The sequence below is a fragment of the Magnetovibrio sp. PR-2 genome (assembly GCF_036689815.1).
Lineage (GTDB): Bacteria > Pseudomonadota > Alphaproteobacteria > Rhodospirillales > Magnetovibrionaceae > Magnetovibrio.
In genome coordinates this window covers 158,603-184,223 of sequence record NZ_JBAHUR010000001.1, presented here as the reverse complement: position 1 = coordinate 184,223, position 25,621 = coordinate 158,603, and the positions used below count along the sequence as shown (strand labels likewise).

Sequence of the window (25,621 nt, the reverse complement as noted above, 5' to 3'; positions counted from 1 at the left end):
AGACTTTTTGCGCCTATTTGCGCGCCATTTGGTGTAAAATATGGCAGTTTTCCAGGGTTTATGTGCGCTTCACAACCACAGGCGGCGTTAATTTCGCCACAGCCAGCAGCAAAATCAGCGGAACAACGCCAATCAGCGCCGATCCGGCGAAGAACCAAGCATAACCCACCGCATCCACCGCCACGCCCGAATACCCGGCAATCAGCTTGGGCACCAACATCATAATGGAGCTAAACAGCGCATACTGTGTCGCGGTAAAGCCCCGGGACGTGAGACCCGACAGATACGCCACGAACACCGCAGACGCGATGCCCCCCGCGAGATTATCTGCTGTAATCACCACCATCAGCACCCAGATCAGCGGGTCCATATGGCTCATAACAGCAAACAACGCATTGGTGGCGATCACCAGCACGGCGCCTAAGACCATCACCCGCATGACCCCAAACCGCACCGTCAGCAAGCCACCGACAAAGCCGCCCACCAACGTCGCACCCAATCCAAAGCCCTTGGAAATGCGGCCGATGTCTTGTTTGTCGAAGCCTAAGTCCAAATAAAATACGTTCGCCATGACGCCCATAACGATGTCGGATATGCGAAACGTGGCGATCAGCGCCAAAATCACCAATGCCACCCGGCCATAGCGCTTAAAGAAGTCGGCAAAAGGCGCCACGTACGTTTCGTGAGCCAAAGCTTTGGGCACCATGCCCCCGCGCACCATAGCCGACCCCGCGACAAATGCCGCGAAGATCGATGCCGCCAGGCGCCCGGCTCCATCGATAAACTTCGCCAAGCCTTCACCCAGCACGCCTTTTAAGTGCTCGGCCAATCCCGGCCACAGGGCGAAGACTGTGCCAAACGCCAGCACGGCCAAAATGAACAAGGCGATGAACCGCGCATAATCACCCTTGTCGTTGAGCTTGTCGGCCACACCGTTTTTATAAGTGGGTTCCGCAATAAACAAGGTGGTCAACACGCCTATACCCATCACGCCGGCCATGGCAAAGTAAGTGGAGCGCCAGGCCGCATAATCGTAGCCTTCTATAACGTCCAAAAACCCGGCGATTTCCAACGCACCCGCGCCCGCCACCAACATGCCGATGCGATAGCCCGCAATGTAAGTGGCGCTGAGCAAACCTTGCAAATCTTCGTCCGCCGATTCGATCCGGTAAGCGTCAATGACAATGTCTTGTGTCGCGGACGAAAACGCCAACAACACCGCCCCCAAAGCCATGGCCGTGACGGTGCGACTGGGGTCCGTCAGCGCCATGAACGCCAATGCGCCGATCACACAAACCTGCGCCACCAACAGCCACGCACGCCTGCGCCCCAACAAACGCGCCAACACCGGCACGGGCAGTTTGTCGATCAAAGGCGCCCAGACGAACTTGAAGCCGTACGCCAACGCCGCCCAGCTGAAAAAGCCGATGGTCGCGCGCTCCACCCCCGCTTCGCGCAACCACACGGACAGGGTCGAAAACACCAAATACAACGGCACGCCCGCGCTGAAGCCCAAAAACAGCATGGCCAGCACCTTGGGCGTGAAAAACAAGCGCGCACTTTCGCCCCAAGACCGATGCGGCTTTTCATGAAGAAGATCTGTCATGGGACGATTGTGCACGGTGAGCGTTGTGATTGGGTTAAGGCGGACATTTTCTGCGCATAAAAATCTACGACACGGCACGCACGGAACGGATCACACGCACGGGCGGGAAGCTAACGACGGCTTGCGTGCCTTGGCCCGGTTCGCTGTTGATTTTCAACACGCCCCCGTGCAATTCCACCAAGCCCTTGGTCAACGGCAGGCCCAGACCCGTGCCTTCGTGTTTGCGGTTGAGCCCGCTGTCCACTTGTCCAAAATCGCTCATGGCGGTTTCGATGTCCGCCTCAGCCATGCCGATCCCCGTGTCTTGAACGCTAATGAATAGAGAACCGTCATCGTTCATAAACGCGCGGACTTTAATTTTGCCATCTTCAGGTGTGAACTTCACAGCATTGCTGAGCAGATTCAACAAAATCTGGCGCACCCGACGAGCATCACCCTGGATTTGCGGCAAGCCAATAGCAATGTCCGTTGACAGGGACACCTTACCCGTCAAGGCGCGTGGCTTTATCAAACGCAGCGACACATTTATCATGTCCCCTAGATTGATAATGCTTTCGTTTAAGGACATGGCGCCAGCCTCAATCGCTGATGCGTCCAAAATATCGTTGATTAGCTCCAATAGATGTTCGCCAGAACGGTGTATGTCGCCCAAATAATCGAGATATTTTTCATTCTCAATAGCACCGAACAATTCGTCTTTCATGGTGCCGGAAAACCCGATAATGGCGTTCAAGGGTGTGCGCAACTCGTGGCTCATGGAAGCCAAAAACTCCGACTTGGTTTTATTGGCCAGCGCGGCTTCGTCACGGGATTTTTCCAATTCGTGTTGCGCCTGCATTTGCTGGGTGATGTCGCGCACGATGACGATCACGCCGCCTTCGTTGGTGCGCCGTTCTTCAATTTCGAACCAACGCCCGTCTTTGACCTGATAATTGCTGACGCCTAAGCCCTTGCGGTGCGCTTCGACCCGGTTTTTCAAAAATGTTTCAGCATCGATATCGTCTGGCAAGTAGGTGCCGGACTTCGCCAATTCACGGAGTAACTGTTCAAACGTGATGCCGGGAATGACGACTTCGGGGCTGCACGGTAAGATGTGGCGGTATTGTTCATTGCACAGAACCAGGCGATCTTTGCTGTCGAACAGAACCACACCGCCATTGACGCTTTCGATGGCGTCCACCAGCAACAGGCGTGCTTTATTTTCATTGCGGTGGCCGACGGTGGCAATGCCCAAAACCCACGCCACCACCCACGCCATAATCGCGGCCGTAATCAGCGGCGTAATAAAACCCGCGAGCATCAGATGCGCATCCAGCTTTCCGTGCATCACGAAGCTTTCGATCACAACCAGCGTTTCGGAGATCGCCACGGCGATTACCACAAACACACTCACAAAGGCCCAAACCGGGAGCCTTTTGACCCATTCCACAATTGCCAGATGATGCACCGCCATGGACGTATTGTTGGCCCCGCACCACAGAACGTCAACGCATCAAAAGTATAATGGTGTGCCTCAAACCCAAGATTTATCTCTTTATGCTTGATTGTATTCCCCTTGGATCAAAAATAGTTAGTCAATCTGTGCGGCCTTGCCTGCCCGCCTTGCCTAATCGTGTGAGTTTTCGTTAAATCGTGAGAACACTTCAATCCGGCGGGGGATAACCATTATCTTTAGACTTTTAATCATTGCCTTAGCGGCGTTGTTCATCGCCGCGCCCGGTTATGCGGCAGACCAAGTCGGCGTCGTTGTCCTACACGGTAAATGGAGCACCACCAAACCCAAGAGCCCCATGGGCCAGTTGGCAGCCAAGCTGAAAACCGCTGGCTTTTTGGTGGCACTGCCCAGCGTCGCTTGGTCGCGCACGCGCTACCTCGATCGCGATTTCGACAGCGCCATGACCGACATCGACACAGCGGTTCAACGGCTCAAGTCCCAAGGGGCCACCACAATTGTGGTGGCGGGTCAAAGCATGGGGGCCAATGCCGCACTGGGATACGGCGCGCGCCGCAACGGCCTCGCGGGGGTCTTGGCGCTCGCTCCCGGGCACATCCCCGAAGATCAAAACTATCAAGACCGCCTGGGCCATGCCTACAAACAGGCCCAAACCGCCGTTGATGCGGGGCAGGGCGACAAAGTCAGCGGCTACCCCGATATCAACCAAGGCCGCAAAAAAACCGTGAGCATGACGGCGAAAACGTATGTGTCCTGGTTTTCGCCCAACGGCCCTGCGCACATGCCCAACAACACCGCCCAGCTGAAACCCGGCACAGCTTTGTTGTGGATGGTCGGCACCAAAGACAACATGTTTAAGCGCGGCGAGGCGTATGCGTTTGCCAACGCCCCCGCCAATCCCAAAAACGCCTACGTGGTCATTGACGGGGCCAGCCACCGCAATACGCCGATGAAGGGTGCGGCCAAAGTGATCCAGTGGCTCAAAGGATTATAACTCGCTGTCGCCGCGCACCTTTGAGCGTGTTCGCTTGATATCGCTTGCCCGCTTTTTCGATTGAAGGCGGCGTTCTTTCGACGCTTTTGTCGGCCGCGTCTTGTGCCTTTTTTTAGGCGATACCAAAGCGCGGCGCACCAAATCCACCAAACGATCCCGTGCATCTTTGCGGTTCAAGTCTTGGGTGCGAAAGTTTGAGGCGGAAATCACCACCACCCCATCCGCCGTCATGCGCTTGCCCGCCAACGCTTTGAGCCGCAGAAACGCCGCGTGAGACAGTCCGGGGCAGCCTTTGGCGACAAAGCGCAACTGCACCGCCGTCGCCACCTTATTCACATTCTGCCCCCCCGCACCGGGTGCCCGCACGAATTTTTCATCGAGACGGTCTTCGGGGATGGAGAGGGTGGGGGTAACAACAAGCATAGCAAAGCCATAAACAAAACAATTCATATGAGATGTATTTTTCATATGATAAATCGGGTTATCATTCACATATAGATACGAATGTTCTTAAAAAAGGCCAAACCCATGGATTCATCTGCAGATAGCCTGACACATCGTAAAGCCACAGATAAGACCCTCGCGGAACAAATGCAAATTACGGAACGTGAAATTGAATATCGCAAAACCTTGTTGGGCTTTACCGACGAAGATGAACAGCATTTAAAGTCTGTCAAAGACATCATCATTGACGGCGTGGATACAATTGTCGACAGATTTTACGAGGCCCAACTCAAAAGCAACGAAATCTCTTTGTTGATTGGTGACGCAGACACCTTGCAACGCCTGAGCCAAGCCATGCGCCGTTATATCCTTGAGATGTTTGAAGGCTTTTACGATGCCGAATACGTCAACAAACGCCTGCGCATCGGCAAAGTGCACAAACGCATTGGCGTGTCCCCCAAGCTTTATGTGTCCGCCGTCAATTTGCTGCAAACGTTGTTGGACCAATATATTTCTGAGCAGAGCTCTAAAACCAACAACTGCGACATTTGTGATGCAGGACGCAAATCCATCCACAAGCTGTTGATGTTCGATATGCAGCTTGTTTTCGACACCTACATTTCGTCTCTCGTCGCCGAAGTTGAAGTCGCGAAAATTGAGCTGGAAGATTACGCCGAAGGCCTCGAATCAACGGTCGCAGAACGCACCCGCCAACTCCAAGAGCAATCCATTCGCGACGGTCTCACAGGCCTATTCAATCAGCGCGCCTTTTTCGATTACTTGCGCCGCGAAATTTCCGTCGCCGAGCGCAACTCACGCCCTTTGTCGATTGTCTATTTCGACCTCAACGGTTTCAAAGCCGTCAACGACAATATGGGACATAAAGAAGGTGATCGTATCTTAGAGTGTGTCGGTGATGCGATACGAAAAACCATCCGCGATGTTGATGTGGCTTGTCGCTATGGCGGTGACGAATTTTGCGTCATCATGCCCAACACCGATAAAGCCGTTGCAGCTGACATTTGCCAACGCCTGATCCAAAATTACGATGCCCACGAAACAAGCGGTGTCACCTTTTCCATCGGCGTTGCCCAAACGGGGCCTGATTCATTTATCGATTCAGACACATTGGTCAAAGCGGCAGATGCCCTAATGTACACCGCCAAAGGCAAATCCAAAGAAAAGCCTGGGCATTACATCGAAAGCTAATAAGCACACACAAAAAACGGGGCTTGTATCAGCCCCGTTTTGTTTCTTAACCCTCAGCCTCCGCTTTGCGCGATTCGCGTTTGCGTTCGTGGGGGTCCAAGTGGCGTTTGCGTAGGCGGACGTTTTCGGGCGTGACTTCCACCAGTTCGTCGTCTTGGATATACGCGATGGCTTGTTCCAAGGACATGCGGATGGGCGGGGTCAAGCGCACGGCGTCGTCCGTACCAGACGCGCGCACGTTGGTGAGCTGCTTGGCCTTCATGGGGTTGACTTCCAGATCACCCGGGCGCGAATGTTCGCCGATGATCATACCTTCGTAAACTTTGATTTGGTTACCGATGAACAGCGGACCGCGGCCTTCCAAGTTTTGCAGAGCATAGGCCACCGTTTGACCCGGTGCGTTGGAGATCAGCACACCGTTGCGACGACCGGGCAGCTTGCCTTGGTATGATGTGTAGCTGTGAAAAACACGGGACATGATACCTGTGCCACGTGTTTCGGTCAGGAACTCACCGTAGTAACCAATCATGCCGCGTGCGGGCACGTGGAAGATCAGGCGGGTTTTGCCGGCACCCGACGGCCGCATTTCTTTCATTTGGCCTTTGCGCAGAGACAAGGCTTCGACCACGATGCCGGAAAACTCTTCGTCAACGTCGACGGTGACTTCTTCCAACGGCTCTTCGCGGCTGCCGCTTTCGTCTTCGCGGATCAACACGCGCGGGCGTGAAATGGTGAGCTCAAAGCCTTCGCGGCGCATTTGTTCGATCAACACGCCCAACTGCAATTCGCCACGTCCGGCGACTTCGAAGGCGTCTTTGTTTTCAGCCTCGGTGATGCGAAGGGCCACGTTGCCTTCCGCCTCGGCCAGCAAGCGATCGCGGATCATACGCGACGTGACTTTGGAACCTTCGGTGCCCGCCAACGGCGAATCGTTGACCGAGAACGTCATGGCCAAGGTCGGCGGATCAACGGGCTGAGCCGTCAGGGGTTCTTCAACAGCCGTGTCGCACAGGGTGTCGGCCACGGTGGCTTTTTGCAAACCCGCGATGGCGACCAAGTCACCTGCGTGCACTTCGTCGGCCGGAACGCGTTCGAGACCACGGAACGCCAACAGCTTGGTGATGCGGGCTTGTTCGATGACTTCGCCGTCGCGGCTCATGGCTTTGATGGTCATGTTCGGTTTGGCGATACCGGTTTCAACCCGGCCCGTCAACACACGGCCTAAGAAGTTGTCGCTTTCCAGCGTCGTCGCCAACATGGAAAACGGCAGCTGGGAATCGTCGTTTGCGATCTGTTTCGGTGCGGGCACGTGTTCCAAGATGGTGTCGAAAATTACGTCCATATTGTCTTGCGCACCATCGGGCTCGGACGCGGCCCAGCCGTTTTTGGCGGAGGCAAAAATGGTCGGGAAGTCCAACTGATCGTCGTTGGCTTCCATGGCGGAGAACAGATCGAAGATTTCGTCTTGGACTTCGAACGCACGCTGTTCGGGCTTGTCCACCTTGTTGACGATGACGATGGGTTTAAGGCCCAGCTTCAACGCTTTGCCCGTGACAAACTTGGTTTGCGGCATGGCCCCTTCGGCGGCGTCCACCAACAAACACACGCCGTCAACCATGCTCAAGATGCGTTCCACCTCGCCGCCGAAGTCTGCGTGACCTGGGGTGTCGACGATGTTGATGCGCGTGCCTTTCCATTCCACCGATGTGGGCTTGGCGGTGATGGTGATGCCGCGTTCTTGCTCCAGCTCGCCTGAGTCCATGGCGCGCTCGGCAACCTTTTGGTTGTCGCGAAACGTGCCGGACTGTTTCAAGAGCTCGTCAACCAGGGTTGTTTTGCCGTGATCAACGTGAGCGATAATCGCAATGTTGCGTAATTCCATATTGGAATTCCTTTTTATATTGGCCCCTCAAGCGCCGGGCGCGAGCTGTGCTCGCTTGGCTCACGCGCATTCGCGCGGCGGCCAGTCGGCCTTGCCTCAACCCACAAGCGGGTTTCGGATCGGAGCAATGCGTTGGTTAGCCGATTTTTTCGGCCACAAGATCCTTCAAAGACACTTCCGGGCGGGCCCCGAAGTGAGAAATAATTTCAGCCGAGGCAATTCCGCCCATGCGCGCACAGAGCGCCAAGTCGTTTTGACCGCCGTCGGTATAGCCAAACAGGAAACCCGCCGCGTAAGCATCGCCCGCACCTGTGGTATCCACCACGTTTACACCGGGCTCGGCGTCGGAAATGTGAAGCTTGTCACCTTGGAGCACGACGGAGCCTTTGGCACCACGCGTCAAAGCAGCCACCGATGTGTGCCCACGCACGTATTGCAACGCCGCGTCAAAGGTGTCGGTTTGATAAAGGGACATGATCTCGTCTTCGTTGGCGAACAAGATGTCGACATGGTTTTCCACCAGCTCCAGGAAGCTATCGCGGTGACGGTCCACACAGAACGGGTCGGACAGGGACAGCGACACTTCGCGCCCCGCCGCATGGGCCAGCTCAGCCGCTTTTACAAAAGCCGCCTTGGCGTTGTCTTTGTCCCACAGATAGCCTTCCAAATAGGTGACTTGCGAGGCACGGACCACGTCTTCGTCCACGTCCGACGGGCCCAGCTCGACACACGCGCCCAAAAACGTGTTCATGGTGCGCTCGGCATCCGGGGTGACGTTGATCAGGCAGCGCGCGGTGGACAGTCCGTCTTCGGCCGGAGAGGTCGGGAAGTCCACGCCGATGGCTTTGATGTCGTGGCGAAACACTTTGCCCAGCTGGTCGTCCTTGACCTTGCCGATGAACGCCGCTTTGCCGCCCAGGGACGCAATGCCCGCAATGGTGTTCGCAGCGGAGCCGCCCGAGCATTCAATGCCCGGACCCATGTCGTCATAAAGCTTATCGGCCTGATCGGCATCGATCAGCGCCATGGTGCCCTTGGTCATGCCATGACGGGTCAAAAAGTCGTCATCTTCGTGGCTCAACACATCTACGATGGCGTTACCGATCCCGCAAACGTCCAGGCGTGCGTCAGACATGGTGAAATCTCCTCAAAACAGTAAGAGCCCCCAAAACTGGAGGCCTAGAATTTGGCCGCAGTATAGCCAGGAATAGCGGGGCGTCCAGCAAAAGGAGGCGCGGGGGTTTAAACCCGCGAACAGCGGTTTTGGAGACCGCCGCCCCCCTTGGGCCGTCATTCCCGAAAAAGCACGTAACCAGAGGCCCCCGCACCCTCCCAAATCCTGTCATGGCCGGGCCCAGACCCGGCCATCCACGTCTTTACTTTCCATCTACTCTGGGGGTTCAGACGTGGATGCCCGGATCAAGTCCGGGCATGACGGTGGAGGGGACATATCTGTCTCTAGACATTGCGGCCAAAACGGGTAAATACTTTCCCATGACAACTTCAGATTCCGAACTCGCTTTCGACGAAAAAACAGGGTGCGCCGTGGCTTTAACGCCGGCGGAGCAGTTGGTGTTGGATACCGTGAAGACGGGTGAAGTGGCTGAGATATCAAAACATCTGGATGTTGATGATGAAAGCGTCTGGGAGCCCAAGCAAACCATCCGCGCCCGGTTTTTACGCCATCTGTGCCTCAACCCCGACCTTTACCACATGGATGTCAAAGGCATCGGCATCTCGCGGGCTTTCATCTCCGGGCACCTGGATCTCAGTTTCGCTCACTTGACCAAGCCGTTGAGAATTGTGGAAAGCCGCTTTGAGCAAGAGGTCATGCTGCTATACGCCACCGTAACCTGGATCCGTTTTTCAGGCAGCTTCTTGCCCGGGTTTTTTGCCGATGGCCTCACAACCAAGGGCGATGTGGTTTTGCAAAAGGCCTCCGTAAAGGGGGAGGCCCGATTGCTGGGGGCTTATATTGGCGGCGTTTTGGATTGCACCAATGCCCGGTTTGAACATGAAGGGCAAACAGCTTTCACCATGGAACGCGGCTGCATTCAGGGCCGATTGTTTTGGCGTGGTTTTGCACATCCCCCCCTGGGCACCGTGAATTTTAGTCATGCAAGCGTGGGCGTTTATATTGACGACGGCAGCGGTTGGCGCGAGGGCGGTGAAGACTTTGAAATGGATGGCTTTGTGTATGAAAACCTCGGCACTGATTTGGGGGCCGACCATCTGATTGACTGGTTAGGGCACATGCCTCGTGAAACCTATCTAAGGGAGCCCAAATACTGGCCGCAACCCTATGAACAACTGATCACCTGTTTGCGCCGCGCCGGCCATGAACGTGATCCCCGTAAGATTGCCATCGCCAAGCAAGAAGCCTACCGCGATTACTTGGTGCGCAAGCAACAACATGAAAAGAAATCCACATGGTGGTCGCGCTTTAAGTTGGGATTATGGCGGGTGCTGTCCGGTTATGGCTATCAGCCACTCCGCGCCTTGGGATTTCTGCTGGCGGTATGGCTCATGGGGTTGTGTATCTTTGAATGGGCCCAAGTGAAGGGTGAGATCTTACCGGCCAAGGACCGGGTCTATACGCACATGTGTTATTCTCGGGCCAATGACACCTGCGACGCCACGTGGATGGATTATTCACCGCCCTGGCCCATGGCTGGGTTGGAGAGCGTGTTTGGTGAACCCACACGCTACGGGCTGCCAGCGGATTATGTCGAATTCAGCGCGTTTGCCTATGTGACGGATGTGCTTATTCCTTTTGTCGATTTGGGCCAAGAGGATAATTGGGCCCCCAAACGCGGATGGGTTCAGGTTTATATGTGGGCCCACATCATCCTCGGTTGGGTCTTCACCACCATCGCGGTGGCGGGTTTTACGGGGTTGATTATGAAGGATTGAGGCCTTTACGTGGCCGACCATCACCGTCATGGCCGGGCTTGACCCGGCCATCCACGTCTTTTTTGTCCATCCTCATACTCAGGGGGTTCAGGCGTGGATACGCGGGTCAAGCCCGCGTATGACGGGGTTTTGAGGGTGTAGGCCTTGCGAAACCGCCGTTTCGGGTTTATTTCTCTAAAACGTATGAAACAGGCACGACCGCCGGGGGACTTTCGTTTATGAGCTTGATTATTTCGTCTTATTACAAGGCATTCGAACAATTGTCCGATCCGAAGACGCGCTCGGTCGTGTGGAAATCCATTGGCCTGTCCGCCGGCCTGTTTGTCGCCCTGTTTATCGGCATTCACGTCCTTTTGTCCGTCACCACGTTTGTGATGATCGGCCCGTTGGAGTGGTTTCTCGATGTTTTGGGGCAGTTTGCCGCGATCTTTTCGGCCTGGTATCTGTTCCCGCCCGTGGTTATCGCTGTCGGTTCGTTGATGTTGGACAAGGTTGTCGACGCGGTCGAAGCGCGCCACTACCCCGACCGTCCTGTTGCCCCGGGCCAGACGCTCAAAGAATCCATCTGGCCCAGCATTAAGTTATTGGGCTCCACCATCGGGCTGAACTTGTTGTGTCTGCCCCTGCTGATCATTCCGCCGCTGTTTTTTGCCGCCCTTTGGTCGTTGAACGGTTATTTGCTCAGCCGGGAATATTTTGAGCTGGTCGCCAATCGCCGCATGACCTATGCCGACACCACCGCCATGCGCAAACGGTGGCGGTTTCCGTTGTTTATCGCCGGGGTCGGCTTTGCGTTCATGTTGAGCATTCCGATCTTGAACCTGTTCACGCCCGTGATCGCCACGGCTGCCGTTGTGCACCTGTTCGAAGCGTGGCGGTTGAAGGACAACATTGACGAAAAGCCCGTAATCCATCACAAGGGGGGAGCCGTCACGGTTCCGCCAGAAAGCACACCCCCAACTGAAGTTTGATGGATGCCCACAACGTTTAAGCTTTTGATATTGAGCCTCGGCCTCACGCTTGGCGCGTGCGGCGGTGGTGCGACCAAACCGGTTGAGACGCAAAAGCCCGCTGAAACGGCCAAACCCGCCAAACCTGCCAAGCCCAAAATCACCCCGCAGCAATTGTTGGGCGCAAAGGGGCCGTGGTTGCTCAGCCACATGGGCCGGCCGGATTTCAGCCGCCAAGATTTAAACGCCCACATTTGGCAGTACAAAAACCAAGCGTGTGTGCTGAACGTCTTTCTCTATGACGAAAACGAAGACTTCAAAGTCCTGCATTTTGATGCGCGGGACGCCAAGGGCTCGAATACGGATCGCGCCGCGTGCCTGAGCACCTTGCAAGACTAGGCCGTGGTCTTACCCTTAAACCCGCACACATCCGAAACCACACAATTCAATCAATCGGGCTTGCGTGCTTTACAAATGTAGCGCCCGTGCAAAATCAGCCAATGGTGTGCGTGCACCATGAATTCGTCCGGCACCACTTTCAAAAGCTTCTTTTCCACCGCCAAGACGGTCTTGCCCGGTGCCAAAGTGGTGCGGTTGGAAACGCGAAAGATGTGGGTGTCGACGGCCATGGTGGGCTCGCCCCAACAGACGTTCAACACCACGTTGGCGGTTTTGCGGCCGACGCCGGGCAACTTTTCCAGCTCGGCCCGGTCGCGGGGGACCTCGCCGCCGTAATCGCGGATCAACATCTCGCTCATGGCCAAGGCGTTTTTGGCTTTGTTGTTGTAAAGCCCAATGGTCTTGATGTGCTCTTTGAGCCCGCCCAAGCCCAGCTTCAACATCTTTTCAGGCGTGTCGGCGATTTTGAACAGCTTTTCGGTGGCTTTGTTGACGCCCACATCCGTGGCCTGCGCGGACAAAGAAACCGCGACCACAAGGGTGTACGGATTGGTCCAGTTGAGCTCGGATTTTGGCTCCGGATTTCCGGCACGCAGGCGGGTGAAGAACTCTTGGATGTCAGCTTTTTTCATGGCGCAAACACTAGCGCAAGAACCGGGTGGGTTCCAAGGGCGGAAAACGCTAACCTCCATTTATGAGCAATGACTACACCCGCATTGAAAAAGCCATCCGCTTCATTGTGGACCACCGCTTGGACCAGCCGGACTTGGACCAAGTGGCGGCAGAGGTGGGTTTGAGCCCCTCTCACTTTCAACGCCTGTTTGTGCGCTGGGCCGGGGTGAGCCCGAAAAAGTTTTTGGGCGCCCTCACCTTGGCCCATGCCCAAGACCTTTTGAAAGCGGGCGAAAGCGTTTTGGGGGCGAGCTTGGACGTGGGCCTGTCGAGCCCGTCGCGCCTGCACGATCTGTTCATCAGCCTCGACGCCATGACCCCCGGGGAGTTCAAAAATGGTGGGGAAGCCTTATCGATCACTGTCGCTCCCGTCCCGACCCCTTTTGGAGACGCGGTTGAAATGCGCACGGATCGCGGACTTTGTGGGTTTGAGTTTGTGGAACCCGGCCTTGCCCCCATGGACCTAGCCCGGGCGCGCTGGCCGAACGCGTCTCTCTGCTCTGTCGCACCCGACACCACGCTGGTCGATCAGCTGTTCGGATCAGGCCGCGAAAACCCCGTTCGGCTGCATGTCAAAGCCACACCGTTTCAGTTCAAGGTTTGGCAAGCGCTGATCCAAATTCCACCGGGTACGGCGTCTACCTATAAACGTGTGGCCGCTCATATGGGATCGCCAAAAAGCGCAAGGGCCGTCGGCGGTGCGGTCGGCGCAAACCCCGTCGGCGTGATCATTCCGTGTCACCGAGTGATCCGCGAAACAGGGCTGGTTGACGGCTACCGCTGGGGGAGTGCGCGCAAACACGCACTGTTGGCGTGGGAAACTGTCCACAGCGCATAAATTCATGTCTCATGTACACCGTTCAGGTGATGTTCAGCTAGGCAAAGCAACGATAGGCGTTTATATTTGGCAAAAAATTTATGTGGAATGTTTTCATGCCTTCTGAATCTTCTCATACCGCCGACGAAATTCATCAACCGTTTCCCTTGCAGCGCCTGTATTTGTGGCGAGGGATACCGGCAATTTTGATCTTTGCCGTCCTCTTAAGCGCGGCATTGTGGTACGCGTTCAACTCCTTCACGCGCGGCATCTACCTCGAACAGTCTGCTTTTCGGGGCGAATTGATCGCCCACGTTTTAGAAGACAGTGCCCCCGAAGCTTGGCACGCCATGCAAGACGCTCAAGCCACCGAAGCGCAATTGGATGAATTACGCAACATTTTTGAAGAAGAGATCGAGCGACAAAAGCTGATCAAACTTAAAGTCTATGATCTTGCGGGTCGCATTGTTTTTGACGTCGATCCCACCAAAATCGGCGTTCGGGAAACCGCCCCCGCGCTCCGCACCACACTGATTGACGCTGTTCCTTTACTTCAAGAAAAGGTCGAAGCCGACGGAACCGCCGTCTATGAAATTTACACCCCATACATCAATGACCAAGGCCATTTGACGGCGGTGTTTGAAATGTATGAAACGGTCACCTATTTGGACGGTCTACTGCGCCGAACAGCCGTTCCCGCCATTGCCGTTCCCATAGCCATTCAGCTGGTCTTTGCCCTGGTTTTCGGGATGCTGGTCAAACGTGGGCAGCGCGCCATCGACCGCCAATCCGCCGCCATTGTCCGCCTGAGCGAACGGCTCAAATCTTTTGTGTCCTCCAGCGCTGTGAACGCGGCGTTGAGCGCCGATACCCACGACGATATTCCCTCTTCAAAAATCGAAATGACCCTGTTTCATTCCGATGTCCGCGACTTCACCAGCTACTCCGAAACCAATGATCCGGAACGCGTTGTCTTTTTCCTCAATGATTTGATGGGCATTCAGGTGGCCATCGTGCAAAGACACGGCGGTGATGTCGACAAAATGATCGGCGACGCCCTTTTGGTGCGCTTTACCGGAACGGATGCCCAAAAGCGCGCCATACAAGCGTCGCAAGAGATCCTCCAAGACGTTCAAAAGACCGGCCAGCCCCGGGGCTTGGGCATCGGCATTTACACCGGGCCAGTCATTTCCGGCGCCATTGGACCGAAGGACCGACGCGACTTCACAGTCATCGGCGACAGCGTCAACATGTCTGCGCGCCTTTGTTCCCAAGCCAGTAGCGGCGAGCTGGTGACGGACAAAGAGACCTTGAACGCTTCTGCTCTGGACGGGTTTTCACCTTCCGAAGACGTCGCCGTCAAAGGCCGCCGCCGCCCCATCGCTATCAATCGTTGGCAGGTCACCACGTAAAAAACCTTAGACATTTCAGCACCGCTTTCTACATAAAAACAACGATGCAAAGTATCGACAAAACCGAACACACACAAACGTCTGAAGGTCTCAAGGCCTTCGTCCTCACCTTGCGTCCGCGCCGCAGCGCCGACCCACGGGTGGCCTATACGTTTTGCGGTTTCTTAGGCGTGGTGTGGTTTGCGGCTGGGGTTTTCTTGACCACACTTGGCGGCTGGCCGGTTTTGGGCTTTTTCGGGGCCGAGTTCATCTTTATCGCCGCCATGGTGCACGTGTTCATCAAACGCACCGAAGTTTTTGAGACCATTGAGATTACGTCAGAGAACGTACGGGTGTCTCAACGCGACCTAAGCGGCGTGCGCCACCACGACTTCCCCGCATATTGGGTTCAGGTCAACTATACCGGCTCGAGTACAGAAAACGGCGAGCTTGAAGTGCGCAGCCACGGCGAAGCGATAGAGATCGGCAAGTTTTTATCCGCTCACGAAAAACAGCGTATGGCTGAACAGCTGAACACACTCATCTTTCAGCAACACACGCCGCTGAACACGAACTGATTCAGCTTTCGTGCAAGACGAGAGCGCAATCGGCGGGGGATAGTTTTCTGATCAACGCGGCCTTGATAAACGCGCGGCGCGAACCATCATCCGTCCAACGGTCCTTCGTATCGTTCAAGGCTTGGGTACAAATGTCTTTGTCTGATTTTGACATGTGAGCAGAATGTTGAACTGTCTGGCTCAAAGATAAAATTTCTTTCAAGGTGAAAAACTCACCGTTGTCTTTTTGCCAAACGATGCGTTTGCGTGATGCCAAGAGCTTGCACTCATGCAATTCGTTTTCGCATTCCTGAATCGCTTTGTGATAAGCGGCACCATTATCACCGCATGTGACGATCGAACAAAAATAGTAACGATAGCGAGTGCCATCCATGGAAACGGCAAAAACGGTTGGGTGGCTTTCAGCCATATATTTTTCCAACCCACGAACCGTGCTTCCCGCCAGCCGGAGTTCACCCTGGCCATAGTTCGATTGGCACGCGGATAGAAGAATGGCCGTTACAGCGATCAGCACGGATGACCTGAAGTTCAACATATAAATCCCCCCCGGTAGACACCCTTAATACTACTCATAAGTTGAGACGAAAATTAACGCACCCTTTTGCTCTTTACAAGGAAACCTCTTAGTCAAAAATCCACGGCATAAATATAAAATGCAAGCTCAACACAATTTCGGGCAACAGCGCGATAGATAACAAGACCGCTATGGTGCGGTTGAGCTTACGTTCGATAAAGCGCATCATCGGCAACACGATCAACCCCGCAAGCCCCAACGTCGCCACCACGCGAAACCAATACAAAAACACATCTGTGTTGAAGCCGGACAGCCACCACGGCACACCCACCACCACACACGCGATGAAGCCGAGACCCCAAATATTTTCTGTGTTGTTTTGGTTTTTCATACAAAGGGATAGGACTTAAGTGTGTTTCGGTAAAATGCCTTCGTCACGCAGCCGTGCCTTAAACGCTTTCATGATCGGGCGCGAAATCATCGTCTCAGCCAACACGCGTTTTTCATAAATCGCCAAGCGCATGTCTTCGTCCAGATCCTCTTGGGCCTTGGCAATCACGTCATGTAAAGCGGGGTCAAGCACCTCTCCCGATTGACCCAAAACGGCGTGATAAAGCGCGGACATGACGTCTTTTTCCGCCGCGCCCATTTTGCACTTACCGTCCAAAATCTTCAGCATCACCGACGTGATGCAATCGATTTCAACGGGGGCAAAGTCTGGCAACGGACGGGGCAGCATGTCTAGAGACCCAACACATCTTTCATATCGTACTTGCCGGGTTGTTGCGAACAGCCCCAAATCGCCGCGCGCACCGCGCCGTTGGCGAAGACTTCACGGCTTGACGCTTTGTGCGTGATCTCAAGACGCTCGCCAGGGCCGGCGAACATGGTGGTGTGATCGCCGACCACATCACCGCCGCGCAGGGTGGCGAAGCCAATTTCACCTTTGGGGCGGGCCCCGACGATGCCATCGCGCGCTTTGCACGCCACATCGTCCAAGTTGACTTCACGACCCGCCGCCGCCGCGTGGCCCAGCGCCAAAGCGGTGCCGGACGGAGCGTCAACCTTGTGATAGTGGTGCATTTCGACGATTTCAATGTCATAAGATTCGGGCAAGATGGCAGCCGTTTTTTCAACCAATCCGAGCAACACGTTGACACCAACCGAAAAATTCGCCGCCTGAACAACAGCTGCTTTTTGCGCCGCTGCATCGACCGCGCCTTGTTGGGCCTCGTCCATGCCGGTTGTGCCGACCACCAAAACCGTGCCGGTCTCAGCCGCCAAAGCCGCATGCGCCGCCGTGGCCGTCGGTATGGTGAAATCGATGACCGCATCACTGACGTCAAACAGCGCACGCGGATCGGTTGAAAGCTCAACGCCTGCCGCTTCTCCACCGGCCAACAGACCTAAGTCCTCACCCCTATTGGGATGGGAGGCAAACTCCGTTCCGCCGGCCAACGAAGCCCCGTCTGCAGCCTGAACAGCCGCCACCAACATTCGACCCATGCGCCCGGCCGCGCCCACTATTCCGATCTTCATCAATCGTCTCACTTTTCACGTTCCAACTGAGCCGGGTTCTGCGACCCGCCCAAGATTTTCAGATGTAACATTATCCTCAGCCAAACACCACAATCTTGCCCAATACCCGTATTAGTCGTGTATAAAGTACACCAACAATAATAAAGGGTGATTTTTGGTACATCTTTTGATACTAATGCTGCTCTCGCTACAACCATATGTCTAAACAAGGGTGGAACATAAATGAGAGGTATACCGAAACAAGAACTGATCCGGGCTGCATTCTCAGGATTGGATTTGGCGGAAAAGAAATTCAGCAAGCTGACGTCCAATACTTTGCATTTTAACCAAGCACCGGAATATCTTTTAACCGTTAGTGTTGCAGAACGTCTCAATCGTTCCGCGCCCAATCATCTCACATGGCTGGAATTCCAGTTGTCACAGGCGCGCTCGGCCGCACGGGGCAAACAGCCGCCCATTGACCAGAAAATGGGGCGTGGGCGCTGCGACATCTTGATGTGTTGGGCGTCCAGCAAAGAGCCGCAGGCGGCCTTTGAAATCAAACGCGACGTGCAGTTCTTCAGCACCGTTCAATCGGATTTGGAGCGCATTTTGTATTTGATGAACGATGGCGTCGACGGCAACACGTTACAGTTTGGCGCGGTGATGTTTTCCACCATGGCCGAAAGTATCCATGGCCGCCAAGTGATCCGGTCGCGCACAGACGATTTTCGCGAACGCTTGATGACGTGGCAGAACGATATGGGGCTCAAAAAAAATCGCCTCAATATCATTCGCGGCAAAATCAAAAAACGACGTGCGGGGGATTATTGGGCCCCCATGGCGGTGATTGCGGAGCGCGAAACACGTACCCAACCCAAACGCATGGCGGCGGCGGAGTGAGAAATCCACCGCCAAGACATCATGATTTTGCCGCCCTACGTTTTACAATATTCTAGCATCAGGAGAGAAATACGGGGCACCAATTAAGTGGTGTCCCCGTTTAATCCTTCAAGTCTTCCCACAGCTCTTTGACTTTGGAGAAGAAGCCGCCGGATTCGGGGGAGTGTTTGTTTTCATCTCCACCTTCGGCGCGGAATTGGTCCATCAATTCTTTTTGCTTCTTAGTAAGGTTCACCGGTGTTTCAACGCTGAGTTCCACAAACATGTCGCCAAAAGCAGGGGAGCGCAGAACGCTCATACCTTTGCCGCGCAGGCGGAACTGTTGGCCCGACTGGGTGCCTTCGGGAATGTTGATGCGTGCGCGCGAACCGCCCACCGTGGGGACTTCCAAAGACCCGCCCAAGGCCGCTGTGGTCATGGGCACCGGTACACGTACATAAATGTTGGCACCCTCGCGTTGGAAGATGTTGTGCGAACGAATGTTCAAGAAAATATAGAGATCACCTGACGGAGCGCCGCGCAGGCCAGCTTCGCCTTCGCCGGACAAGCGGATGCGTGTGCCGTCTTCGACGCCGGCGGGAATGTTGACGGACAAGGTTTTTTCTTTGTGCACACGGCCAGAGCCCGAGCAATTGCGGCACGGCTCTTTGATCATTTTGCCTTGGCCGTGACACGTGGGGCACGTGCGCTCAACCGTGAAGAAACCTTGTTGCGCGCGAATGCGGCCATGGCCCCCACACGACGAACATGTGGTCGGTTCGGTGCCTTTTTTCGCACCCGTGCCGCCGCAGTCGTCACATTGTGCAGAACCGGGGACACGAATTTCCGTGGACTTGCCCTCAAAGGCTTCTTCCAAGGTTATGTCCATGTTAAAGCGCAGGTCCGACCCACGGCCGGATTGTTCCGCGCCGCCGCGACCGCGTCCACCGCCAAAACCGCCGCCGCCACCGCCGAACATTTCTTCGAAGATGTCGGCAAAACCGCCGCCGAAGCCGCCTTCGAAACCACCGCCAAAACCACCGGGGCCACCGGGGCCGCCTTGTTCGAAGGCCGCATGACCAAAGCGGTCGTAAGCCGCGCGCTTCTCATCGTCTTTGAGGATTTCATAGGCCTCGTTAACGTCTTTGAAGCTTTGCTCAGCGCTTTTGTCATCCGGATTGCGGTCCGGGTGATACTTCATGGCAAGTTTACGGTATGCCTTTTTGATCTCGTCGCCGTCGGCGTCTTTCGAGACTCCCAGCAGATCGTAATAGTCTTGCTTCGACATAGGTCTTGTCCCAGTTACATCTAACCCGCTTCGTCATTGCGAGGAGCAAAGTGACGAAGCAATCCATGTATCAACATTCTGGATTGCTTCGCTTTGCTCGCAATGACGGCTGGGGTCATTCAGTCGTTACGACTTACTTCTTGTCTTGGTCGGGGTCGACTTCTTCAAAGTCGGCATCGACCACATTGTCGTCAGCGGGTGCCTCTGCACCCCCGTCGCCACCCGGCGCCGCGCCCATATCCGGACCTGCTTCACCGGCTTCGGCTTGCTGGTCTTTATACATGGCTTCGCCCAGTTTCATGGCGGCTTGCATCAAAGTGTCGGCCTTGCCATTGATGGCTTCGGCGTCCGCACCTTCGTCTTCCAACACCGCTTTGGTGTCGGCGATGGCGCTTTCGATGGCAGCTTTATCGTCCGGGCTGACTTTATCGCCATGCTCAGCGACGTTTTTCTCGGTGTCGTGCACCAAGCTTTCGGCCTTGTTTTTCGCGTCCACCAATTCGCGACGCGTTTTGTCTTCTTCCGCGTGGCTTTCGGCGTCTTGGACCATTTTTTCGATGTCGTCGTCGGACAGACCACCGGAAGCCTGAATGGCAACTTGCTGTTCTTTGCCCGTCGCTTTGTCTTTGGCCGACACGTTGACGATACCGTTGGTGTCGATGTCAAAGGTGACTTCGATTTGCGGCATGCCGCGCGGAGACGGGGGAATACCGATCAGATCGAACTGACCCAGATGTTTGTTGTCCGCCGCCATTTCGCGTTCCCCTTGGAACACGCGGATGGTCACAGCCGACTGGTTGTCTTCTGCGGTGGAGAAGACTTGAGACTTGCGGGTCGGGATCGTGGTGTTGCGATCGATCAAGCGGGTGAACACACCGCCCAGGGTTTCGATGCCCAGCGACAACGGCGTCACGTCCAACAGCAAAACGTCTTTGACGTCGCCTTTCAACACACCGCCTTGGATGGCAGCACCGATGGCCACAACTTCGTCGGGGTTCACACCTTTGTGCGGCTCGCGACCGAAGATGTCTTTGACGACCTCTTGGACTTTCGGCATGCGGGTCATGCCACCAACCAATATCACTTCGTCGATTTCGGACGCTTTGAGGCCGGCGTCTTTCAACGCGGCTTCACAAGGGGCAACCGTGCGTTTGATCAGATCGCCCACCAACGCTTCCAACTTGGCGCGGGTCATTTTCACGTTCAAGTGTTTCGGGCCGGAGGCATCTGCCGTGATGAACGGCAGGTTGACTTCGGTTTGCGTGGAAGACGACAGTTCGATCTTGGCTTTTTCCGCAGCTTCTTTCAGACGCTGCAGGGCCAAGCGGTCTTCGCGCAAGTCGATGCCGTTTTCTTTTTTGAATTCGTCGGCCAAGTATTCGACGATGGAGTGGTCAAAGTCTTCACCGCCCAGGAACGTATCGCCGTTGGTGGACTTCACTTCGAAGACACCGTCGCCGATTTCCAAAATAGAAACGTCAAACGTACCACCGCCCAAGTCATAAACAGCAACCACACCGCCGTCTTTTTTCTCAAGGCCATAAGCCAGAGCCGCAGCGGTCGGTTCGTTGATGATGCGCAGCACTTCCAAACCGGCAATCTTACCGGCGTCTTTGGTGGCTTGGCGCTGGCTGTCGTTGAAGTAAGCCGGAACGGTGATCACGGCTTGCGTGACTTCTGCGCCCAAGTAGCTTTCCGCCGTTTCTTTCATTTTTTGCAAAATGAACGCGGAGACTTCAGACGGGCTGTAATCTTTGCCCTGAGCTTCCACCCATGCGTCACCATTTTTGCCTTCGGTGATGTGATACGGCACCAAACCTTTGTCTTTTTCGGTCAGCGGGTCGTTGTAGCGACGGCCGATCAAACGTTTGATGGCGAACAGGGTGTCCGTGGGGTTGGTGACGGCTTGGCGTTTGGCGGGCTGACCCACCAGGCGTTCACCATCATCTGTGAAGGCGACCATGGACGGCGTGGTGCGCGCGCCCTCGGCATTTTCGATCACTTTCGGATCGGAGCCTTCCATCAAGGACAAACACGAGTTCGTGGTGCCCAAGTCAATACCGATAACTTTGCTCATGTCTTTCAATCTCCGTCTCAGGCGGACTTTAGCGGCCTTATCCTCAAGCTCCGCGTCGGTCCCCTCGGGTTAAAGAGGCTGTCGCCTCAATGGTTAATGTTCAAATGCCCCGTTAAGGGCTTTGGTTGCGAGGTATATAAGCCTGGGATTTGGCCCCCGCAACGCTTGAAATGGCGAAAAACCGGACTAAAGGTCGGGTTTTTCTTAGGTTTCTTGGTCCACTTGCTGACCGGGCTCGGCACCGTCGCCTTCATAAGCCTTTTGGGCATCGTCCGGGGCTTGGTCCAAAGTGTCCGCCTCTGACGCCGCATCCGGGTTTTCCGGTTTCGGGCCACCGGTGGCGACAACCACCTGGGCGGGACGCAACAAACGGTCTTTCAAGGTAAACCCACCGCGCTGAGCGCGCAGGATGGTGCCTTTGGGCACGTCCGGGTTTTCTTCTTGGCTGATCGCTTCGTGCAGATTGTGGTCGAACGTCACGCCATCGGTCTTAATCGGCTTGATGCCGTGGCCTTCAAAGACGTTCAACAGTTCCTTCATGGTCATGTCGATGCCGACACACAGGTTGTTGAGGTTGGAATCCGCATCGCGGGCTTCCTGGGTCACCGCCATGGTCGCCATGGACAAATAATCCGCCACACGCAGCATATCGCGGCCAAAGTTGGTGACCGCGTACTTTTGCGCGTCGGTTTTTTCACGCGCGGCAATGCGGCGCGTGTTTTCGGCTTCCGCCATGGCGCGCAGCAGCTGGTCTTTCAGCTTGGCGATTTCACCTTCCAAATCAAGCTCTTCGGGCTGTTCGGCGGCAGCCTCTTCTTGCGCGTCGGCGATTTCGATCTCGATTTCGCGCGCGGCTTCGGCTTGGGCATCGGCTTGAGCAGCCGCGACCTCTTCCGGCGTTTCCGGAACGTCTTCGGCTGGCACTTCGTGTTCTGTGTTCATCGGGTGTGTTTTCCCACTGATCCTCGGTTGGGAGGTATGTAACCGATTTGACGCACGAATCAACCCGCGAAACGCGGAAAAGTCGTTCTTTTGATATGGAAATGTGACATTCGCCGAGCTTTTAGCCGATCAAGCGGCCCACCATCTTCGCTGTGTAGTCCACCATGGGAATGATTCGGGCGTAATTCATACGCGTCGGACCGATCACGCCGATGGTGCCGATGATGCGTTCTTGGGTGTCGCGATAGGGCCCCACCACCATGGAGCAGCCCGACATGCCAAACAGGTTGTTTTCCGCACCGATAAAAATTTGCACACCGTCGGCGATGTCGGCACTTTCGATGAGCCGCGCCATGGATTCCTTGGTTTCCAGCGCTTCGAACAAAGACCGGATGTGCTCCAAATCCGCAGCGGCGTCCATGTCTTCCAACAAATTCGCCTGTCCGCGCACGATCAGAGAGCTATCCCCGTCCCCGCCCGCCCAAACGGCCAAGCCTTCTTCCACCACTTTGGCGGTGAGCGCGTCCAATTGCGCCTTGTGAGACGTGAGTTCGGCTTGGATCGCCCCAAAGGCTTCGTTCAAGGTCCGCCCCACCAAGCGCGCCGACAAATAATTGGTCGCTTCCACCAAGGCGCTCGGCAAGATGTTGGCGGGCACTTCTATAATGCGGTTTTCCACCACCCCGTTTTCGGTGACCAAGACCACCAAGGCCCGACCCGGCGACAGGCTGACGAATTCAATGTGCTTCAAGGGGGCCTGGGTTTTGGGCGCAACCACCAAGCCCGTCAAATGCGACAGGCCCGACAAGGCTTGGGTGGCATTTTCCAACATCCCCTCGACCGAGGTGCCGGACGCTTTGCACTCCCCCTCGATGGATTGGCGCTCGTCCTTCGTCAGATTGCCCACCTCCAAAATGCCGTCCACATAAAGCTTCAGCCCCAACTCGGTCGGCAGGCGGCCTGCAGATGTGTGCGGTGAACACAACAAGCCCGCGTCTTCCAAGTCCGCCATGACGTTGCGGATGGTCGCGGGCGAGATATCCAGCCCCGACTGACGGCTCAGCGTGCGCGAGCCCACCGGTGCTCCTGTGTCCAGGTAACCGTCGACAATGCGGCGAAAGATTTCGCGGGAGCGTTCGTTGAGTTCGGTGATCATGAACTCCAAGGTAATCACGTGGGCAAATTCCGTCAATTGCGCGCTTGTTCTACGCTCCCAGCCCGTTTAGCTTGGGGGCCAATACATTTTAAAGACTTGAGGATAATTCATATGAGACCCAGCGGCCGCGACTTGGACCAAATGCGCACCGTCACCATTGAACCCGGCTTCGCCAAACACGCCGAAGGTTCGTGCCTGATCAAGTTCGGCGACACCCACGTGTTGTGTGCCGCCACCTTGGAAGAGCGCGTGCCGCCGTGGATCCGGGGTCAGGGCAAAGGCTGGGTCACGGCGGAATACGGCATGCTGCCGCGTGCCACCAATTCGCGCATGAACCGCGAAGCCGCACGCGGCAAACAGTCGGGCCGTACTCAAGAAATTCAACGCCTGATCGGCCGCTCACTGCGCGCCATCACCGATTTGGAAGCCATGGGCGAAATGCAAATCACCGTGGACTGCGACGTCATCCAAGCCGACGGCGGCACGCGCACGGCATCCATCACCGGGGCCTATGTGGCGCTCCACTTGGCGCTGCGCCAAGCGGTGGAACGCGAACTGATTGAAAGTGTGCCCCTGGTCGATCAAGTCGCCGCCGTTTCGTGCGGACTTTACCAAGGCGCGGCTGTTTTGGATCTGGACTATTTGGAAGACAGCGCAGCGGAAGCCGACACCAACTTCGTGCTGACGGGGGCCCAAGGCATCGTCGAAATTCAAGGCACGGCGGAAGACTATCCGTTCTCCGAAGACCAGTTCATGGAGCTCATGAGCCTCGCCAAAAAAGGGGTGAGCGAACTGGTTGAGCTGCAACGCGACGTTTTGGAGCTGGAGTAACCGCAATGCCCCGTAAGTTTGAAGGCGGTAAGCTGGTCATCGCCAGCCACAATCCCGGCAAAGTGCGCGAAATCGGCGAATTGTTGGAACCGTTCGGCGCGGATGTCGTCTCGGTCGGCGAACTGGGCTTGCCCGAACCTGTCGAAGACGGGGAAACCTTCATCGATAACGCACAAATCAAAGCCCTGGCCGCCGCCACCGCTTCGGGTCACGTGGCCTTGGCCGATGACAGCGGGCTTTGCGTGCATGCCCTGGGCGACAACCCCGGTGTCTATTCCGCGCGCTGGGCCGGGCCGGACAAAGATTTTTCCGTCGCCATGGAAAAGGTCGAAACCGCCATCATCGATGCCGGCGCCGAAGACCGCTCCGCCCACTTCGCCTGCGCTTTAACGCTCGCATGGCCGGACGGACACACGGAAAGCTTCGAAGGCCAAGTGCACGGCCACATGACCTGGCCGCCCCGGGGCGAGAAAGGGTTCGGCTACGACCCAACCTTCATCCCCGACGGCTTCGAGACCACATTCGCAGAAATGGAGCCCCAAGCCAAACACGCCATGAGCCACCGCGCCAATGCGTTCAAACTGCTGGTCGCCGCGTGTTTTGAGGACGCTTAACCCCCCGCTGCAGCGACGGCACATTGTCGAATAAAAACGGCGCGCTTAGACCCCGTCATATAGTTGACCGCTTGGCCGCCGCGGCCGCGGCCGACTTGGGACACTTCGTTGGTGATGACACGTAAATCATAGCTGCTGATGCGAAAACGCCGCACCATGTCTTTGGCCCCTTGGCAATCGGCCTGTTGCTCTTTGGTCGCTCGCGCCTGAGCCTTTTGTCCGGTAAAATGGCCGAGCTTTTGATGCGCACATTCGTGGGACAGCCAAAACAGCTGGGTTTGGGTCGAAAACTTTTTCAACACGGTCCTGTTAAACACAATCACCGGACCGTTGATGGTCGTGCGAGCCACGGCGATGTTGTTCAGTGTGACATCTTGCACCAGGCGCACGGTCGTTCCGTTCACAAGGGTGCACGAAAACGACACCGCCTGCGCGCGGCCCGGTGCAAATATGACAAACGCCGTGACACCCAACAAAACAGACAAGGTCCA

At 55.8% G+C, this 25,621-nt stretch carries 26 protein-coding genes and 1 tRNA gene; 11 read left to right on the top strand and 16 right to left on the bottom strand.

Annotation, left to right across the window (positions count from 1 at the left end; translation table 11 throughout):
* Window positions 1–58: 58 nt before the first annotated feature.
* Both V5T82_RS00950 and V5T82_RS00945 read right to left on the bottom strand, forming a co-directional pair.
* Window positions 59–1,606 (bottom strand): AmpG family muropeptide MFS transporter, encoded by a 1,548-nt coding sequence (locus tag V5T82_RS00950; RefSeq protein WP_332893699.1) that lies wholly within the window; start codon window positions 1,604–1,606, stop codon window positions 59–61.
* Between the two features lie 64 nt (window positions 1,607–1,670).
* Window positions 1,671–3,059 (bottom strand): sensor histidine kinase, encoded by a 1,389-nt coding sequence (locus tag V5T82_RS00945; RefSeq protein ID WP_332893698.1) that lies wholly within the window; start codon window positions 3,057–3,059, stop codon window positions 1,671–1,673.
* Window positions 3,060–3,306: 247 nt separating this feature from the next.
* Between V5T82_RS00945 and V5T82_RS00940 the strand changes: the two genes are divergently transcribed.
* Complete coding sequence (locus V5T82_RS00940) at window positions 3,307–4,053, top strand: alpha/beta fold hydrolase (RefSeq protein ID WP_332893697.1); 747 nt, start codon at window positions 3,307–3,309, stop codon at window positions 4,051–4,053.
* On the opposite strand, the gene arfB is transcribed toward V5T82_RS00940, so the two are convergent.
* Window positions 4,048–4,476, bottom strand: coding sequence for an alternative ribosome rescue aminoacyl-tRNA hydrolase ArfB (gene arfB, locus V5T82_RS00935; RefSeq protein WP_332893696.1), 429 nt, complete (start codon window positions 4,474–4,476; stop codon window positions 4,048–4,050). The two genes, V5T82_RS00940 and arfB, sit on opposite strands and share 6 nt — an antisense overlap.
* Before the next feature lie 105 nt (window positions 4,477–4,581).
* Here arfB and V5T82_RS00930 point away from each other — a divergent pair, with 105 nt between their 5' ends.
* Complete coding sequence (locus tag V5T82_RS00930; protein WP_332893695.1) at window positions 4,582–5,706, top strand: GGDEF domain-containing protein; 1,125 nt, start codon at window positions 4,582–4,584, stop codon at window positions 5,704–5,706.
* Between the two features lie 46 nt (window positions 5,707–5,752).
* Here V5T82_RS00930 and typA read toward each other — a convergent pair whose 3' ends face one another.
* The 3 genes from typA to V5T82_RS00915 form a co-directional block, all read right to left on the bottom strand.
* Entirely contained in the window at window positions 5,753–7,588 is a 1,836-nt protein-coding gene (gene typA, locus V5T82_RS00925) for a translational GTPase TypA (RefSeq protein WP_332893694.1), read from the bottom strand.
* Between the two features lie 136 nt (window positions 7,589–7,724).
* Entirely contained in the window at window positions 7,725–8,723 is a 999-nt protein-coding gene (locus V5T82_RS00920) for an adenosine kinase (RefSeq protein WP_332893693.1), read from the bottom strand.
* Window positions 8,724–8,789: 66 nt separating this feature from the next.
* Window positions 8,790–8,887 (bottom strand) — tRNA-Trp (locus tag V5T82_RS00915).
* A 111-nt stretch (window positions 8,888–8,998) separates the two neighbouring features.
* Here V5T82_RS00915 and V5T82_RS00910 point away from each other — a divergent pair.
* From V5T82_RS00910 to V5T82_RS00900, 3 genes are all read left to right on the top strand, one after another.
* On the top strand, window positions 8,999–10,501 hold the full coding sequence (locus V5T82_RS00910) for a hypothetical protein (protein ID WP_332893692.1): 1,503 nt from the start codon (window positions 8,999–9,001) through the stop codon (window positions 10,499–10,501).
* Between the two features lie 218 nt (window positions 10,502–10,719).
* Window positions 10,720–11,472, top strand: a complete 753-nt coding sequence (locus V5T82_RS00905) for an EI24 domain-containing protein (protein WP_332893691.1) — start codon at window positions 10,720–10,722, stop codon at window positions 11,470–11,472.
* Between the two features lie 3 nt (window positions 11,473–11,475).
* A complete protein-coding gene (locus tag V5T82_RS00900; RefSeq protein WP_332893690.1) occupies window positions 11,476–11,850 on the top strand; it encodes a hypothetical protein in 375 nt (124 codons plus the stop codon).
* Window positions 11,851–11,900: 50 nt separating this feature from the next.
* On the opposite strand, the gene nth is transcribed toward V5T82_RS00900, so the two are convergent.
* Window positions 11,901–12,482 (bottom strand): endonuclease III, encoded by a 582-nt coding sequence (nth, locus tag V5T82_RS00895; RefSeq protein ID WP_332893689.1) that lies wholly within the window; start codon window positions 12,480–12,482, stop codon window positions 11,901–11,903.
* Window positions 12,483–12,544: 62 nt separating this feature from the next.
* Here nth and V5T82_RS00890 point away from each other — a divergent pair, with 62 nt between their 5' ends.
* The 3 genes from V5T82_RS00890 (at window position 12,545) to V5T82_RS00880 (ending at window position 15,308) form a co-directional block, all read left to right on the top strand.
* On the top strand, window positions 12,545–13,360 hold the full coding sequence (locus tag V5T82_RS00890) for a bifunctional transcriptional activator/DNA repair enzyme AdaA (protein ID WP_332893688.1): 816 nt from the start codon (window positions 12,545–12,547) through the stop codon (window positions 13,358–13,360).
* Between the two features lie 95 nt (window positions 13,361–13,455).
* Complete coding sequence (locus V5T82_RS00885; protein WP_332893687.1) at window positions 13,456–14,751, top strand: adenylate/guanylate cyclase domain-containing protein; 1,296 nt, start codon at window positions 13,456–13,458, stop codon at window positions 14,749–14,751.
* Between the two features lie 44 nt (window positions 14,752–14,795).
* Window positions 14,796–15,308 carry a DUF2244 domain-containing protein gene (locus tag V5T82_RS00880; RefSeq protein ID WP_332893686.1) on the top strand — a complete coding sequence of 171 codons (513 nt, stop codon included), beginning with the start codon at window positions 14,796–14,798 and terminating at the stop codon, window positions 15,306–15,308.
* A gap of 1 nt (window position 15,309) precedes the next feature.
* Here the strand turns inward: V5T82_RS00880 and V5T82_RS00875 are convergent, their stop codons facing one another.
* The 4 genes from V5T82_RS00875 to dapB all read right to left on the bottom strand — a co-directional run bounded on the left by V5T82_RS00875 (window position 15,310) and on the right by dapB (window position 17,361).
* On the bottom strand, window positions 15,310–15,843 hold the full coding sequence (locus V5T82_RS00875) for a hypothetical protein (RefSeq protein WP_332893685.1): 534 nt from the start codon (window positions 15,841–15,843) through the stop codon (window positions 15,310–15,312).
* An 88-nt stretch (window positions 15,844–15,931) separates the two neighbouring features.
* On the bottom strand, window positions 15,932–16,213 hold the full coding sequence (locus tag V5T82_RS00870; protein ID WP_332893684.1) for a hypothetical protein: 282 nt from the start codon (window positions 16,211–16,213) through the stop codon (window positions 15,932–15,934).
* A gap of 15 nt (window positions 16,214–16,228) precedes the next feature.
* Window positions 16,229–16,561 carry a hypothetical protein gene (locus tag V5T82_RS00865; protein ID WP_332893683.1) on the bottom strand — a complete coding sequence of 111 codons (333 nt, stop codon included), beginning with the start codon at window positions 16,559–16,561 and terminating at the stop codon, window positions 16,229–16,231.
* 2 nt (window positions 16,562–16,563) lie between these two features.
* A complete protein-coding gene (gene dapB / locus V5T82_RS00860) occupies window positions 16,564–17,361 on the bottom strand; it encodes a 4-hydroxy-tetrahydrodipicolinate reductase (protein ID WP_332893682.1) in 798 nt (265 codons plus the stop codon).
* 222 nt (window positions 17,362–17,583) lie between these two features.
* On the opposite strand from dapB, the gene V5T82_RS00855 reads away from it, so the two are divergent.
* On the top strand, window positions 17,584–18,243 hold the full coding sequence (locus V5T82_RS00855) for a hypothetical protein (protein WP_332893681.1): 660 nt from the start codon (window positions 17,584–17,586) through the stop codon (window positions 18,241–18,243).
* Window positions 18,244–18,343: 100 nt separating this feature from the next.
* Here the strand turns inward: V5T82_RS00855 and dnaJ are convergent, their stop codons facing one another.
* The 4 genes from dnaJ to hrcA form a co-directional block, all read right to left on the bottom strand.
* A complete protein-coding gene (gene dnaJ / locus V5T82_RS00850) occupies window positions 18,344–19,510 on the bottom strand; it encodes a molecular chaperone DnaJ (protein ID WP_332893680.1) in 1,167 nt (388 codons plus the stop codon).
* Between the two features lie 133 nt (window positions 19,511–19,643).
* Window positions 19,644–21,587: a molecular chaperone DnaK gene (gene dnaK, locus V5T82_RS00845; protein ID WP_332893679.1), complete on the bottom strand. Its 1,944-nt coding sequence runs from the start codon at window positions 21,585–21,587 to the stop codon at window positions 19,644–19,646.
* Window positions 21,588–21,791: 204 nt separating this feature from the next.
* A complete protein-coding gene (locus tag V5T82_RS00840; RefSeq protein WP_332893678.1) occupies window positions 21,792–22,529 on the bottom strand; it encodes a nucleotide exchange factor GrpE in 738 nt (245 codons plus the stop codon).
* A gap of 121 nt (window positions 22,530–22,650) precedes the next feature.
* On the bottom strand, window positions 22,651–23,685 hold the full coding sequence (gene hrcA, locus V5T82_RS00835) for a heat-inducible transcriptional repressor HrcA (protein WP_332893677.1): 1,035 nt from the start codon (window positions 23,683–23,685) through the stop codon (window positions 22,651–22,653).
* 111 nt (window positions 23,686–23,796) lie between these two features.
* Between hrcA and rph the strand changes: the two genes are divergently transcribed.
* A complete protein-coding gene (gene rph / locus V5T82_RS00830) occupies window positions 23,797–24,516 on the top strand; it encodes a ribonuclease PH (RefSeq protein ID WP_332893676.1) in 720 nt (239 codons plus the stop codon).
* 5 nt (window positions 24,517–24,521) lie between these two features.
* Entirely contained in the window at window positions 24,522–25,130 is a 609-nt protein-coding gene (gene rdgB / locus V5T82_RS00825; RefSeq protein ID WP_332893675.1) for an RdgB/HAM1 family non-canonical purine NTP pyrophosphatase, read from the top strand.
* Here the strand turns inward: rdgB and V5T82_RS00820 are convergent.
* Window positions 25,127–25,615, bottom strand: coding sequence for a hypothetical protein (locus tag V5T82_RS00820; RefSeq protein ID WP_332893674.1), 489 nt, complete (start codon window positions 25,613–25,615; stop codon window positions 25,127–25,129). The two genes, rdgB and V5T82_RS00820, sit on opposite strands and share 4 nt — an antisense overlap.
* Between the last annotated feature and the right edge of the window lie 6 nt (window positions 25,616–25,621).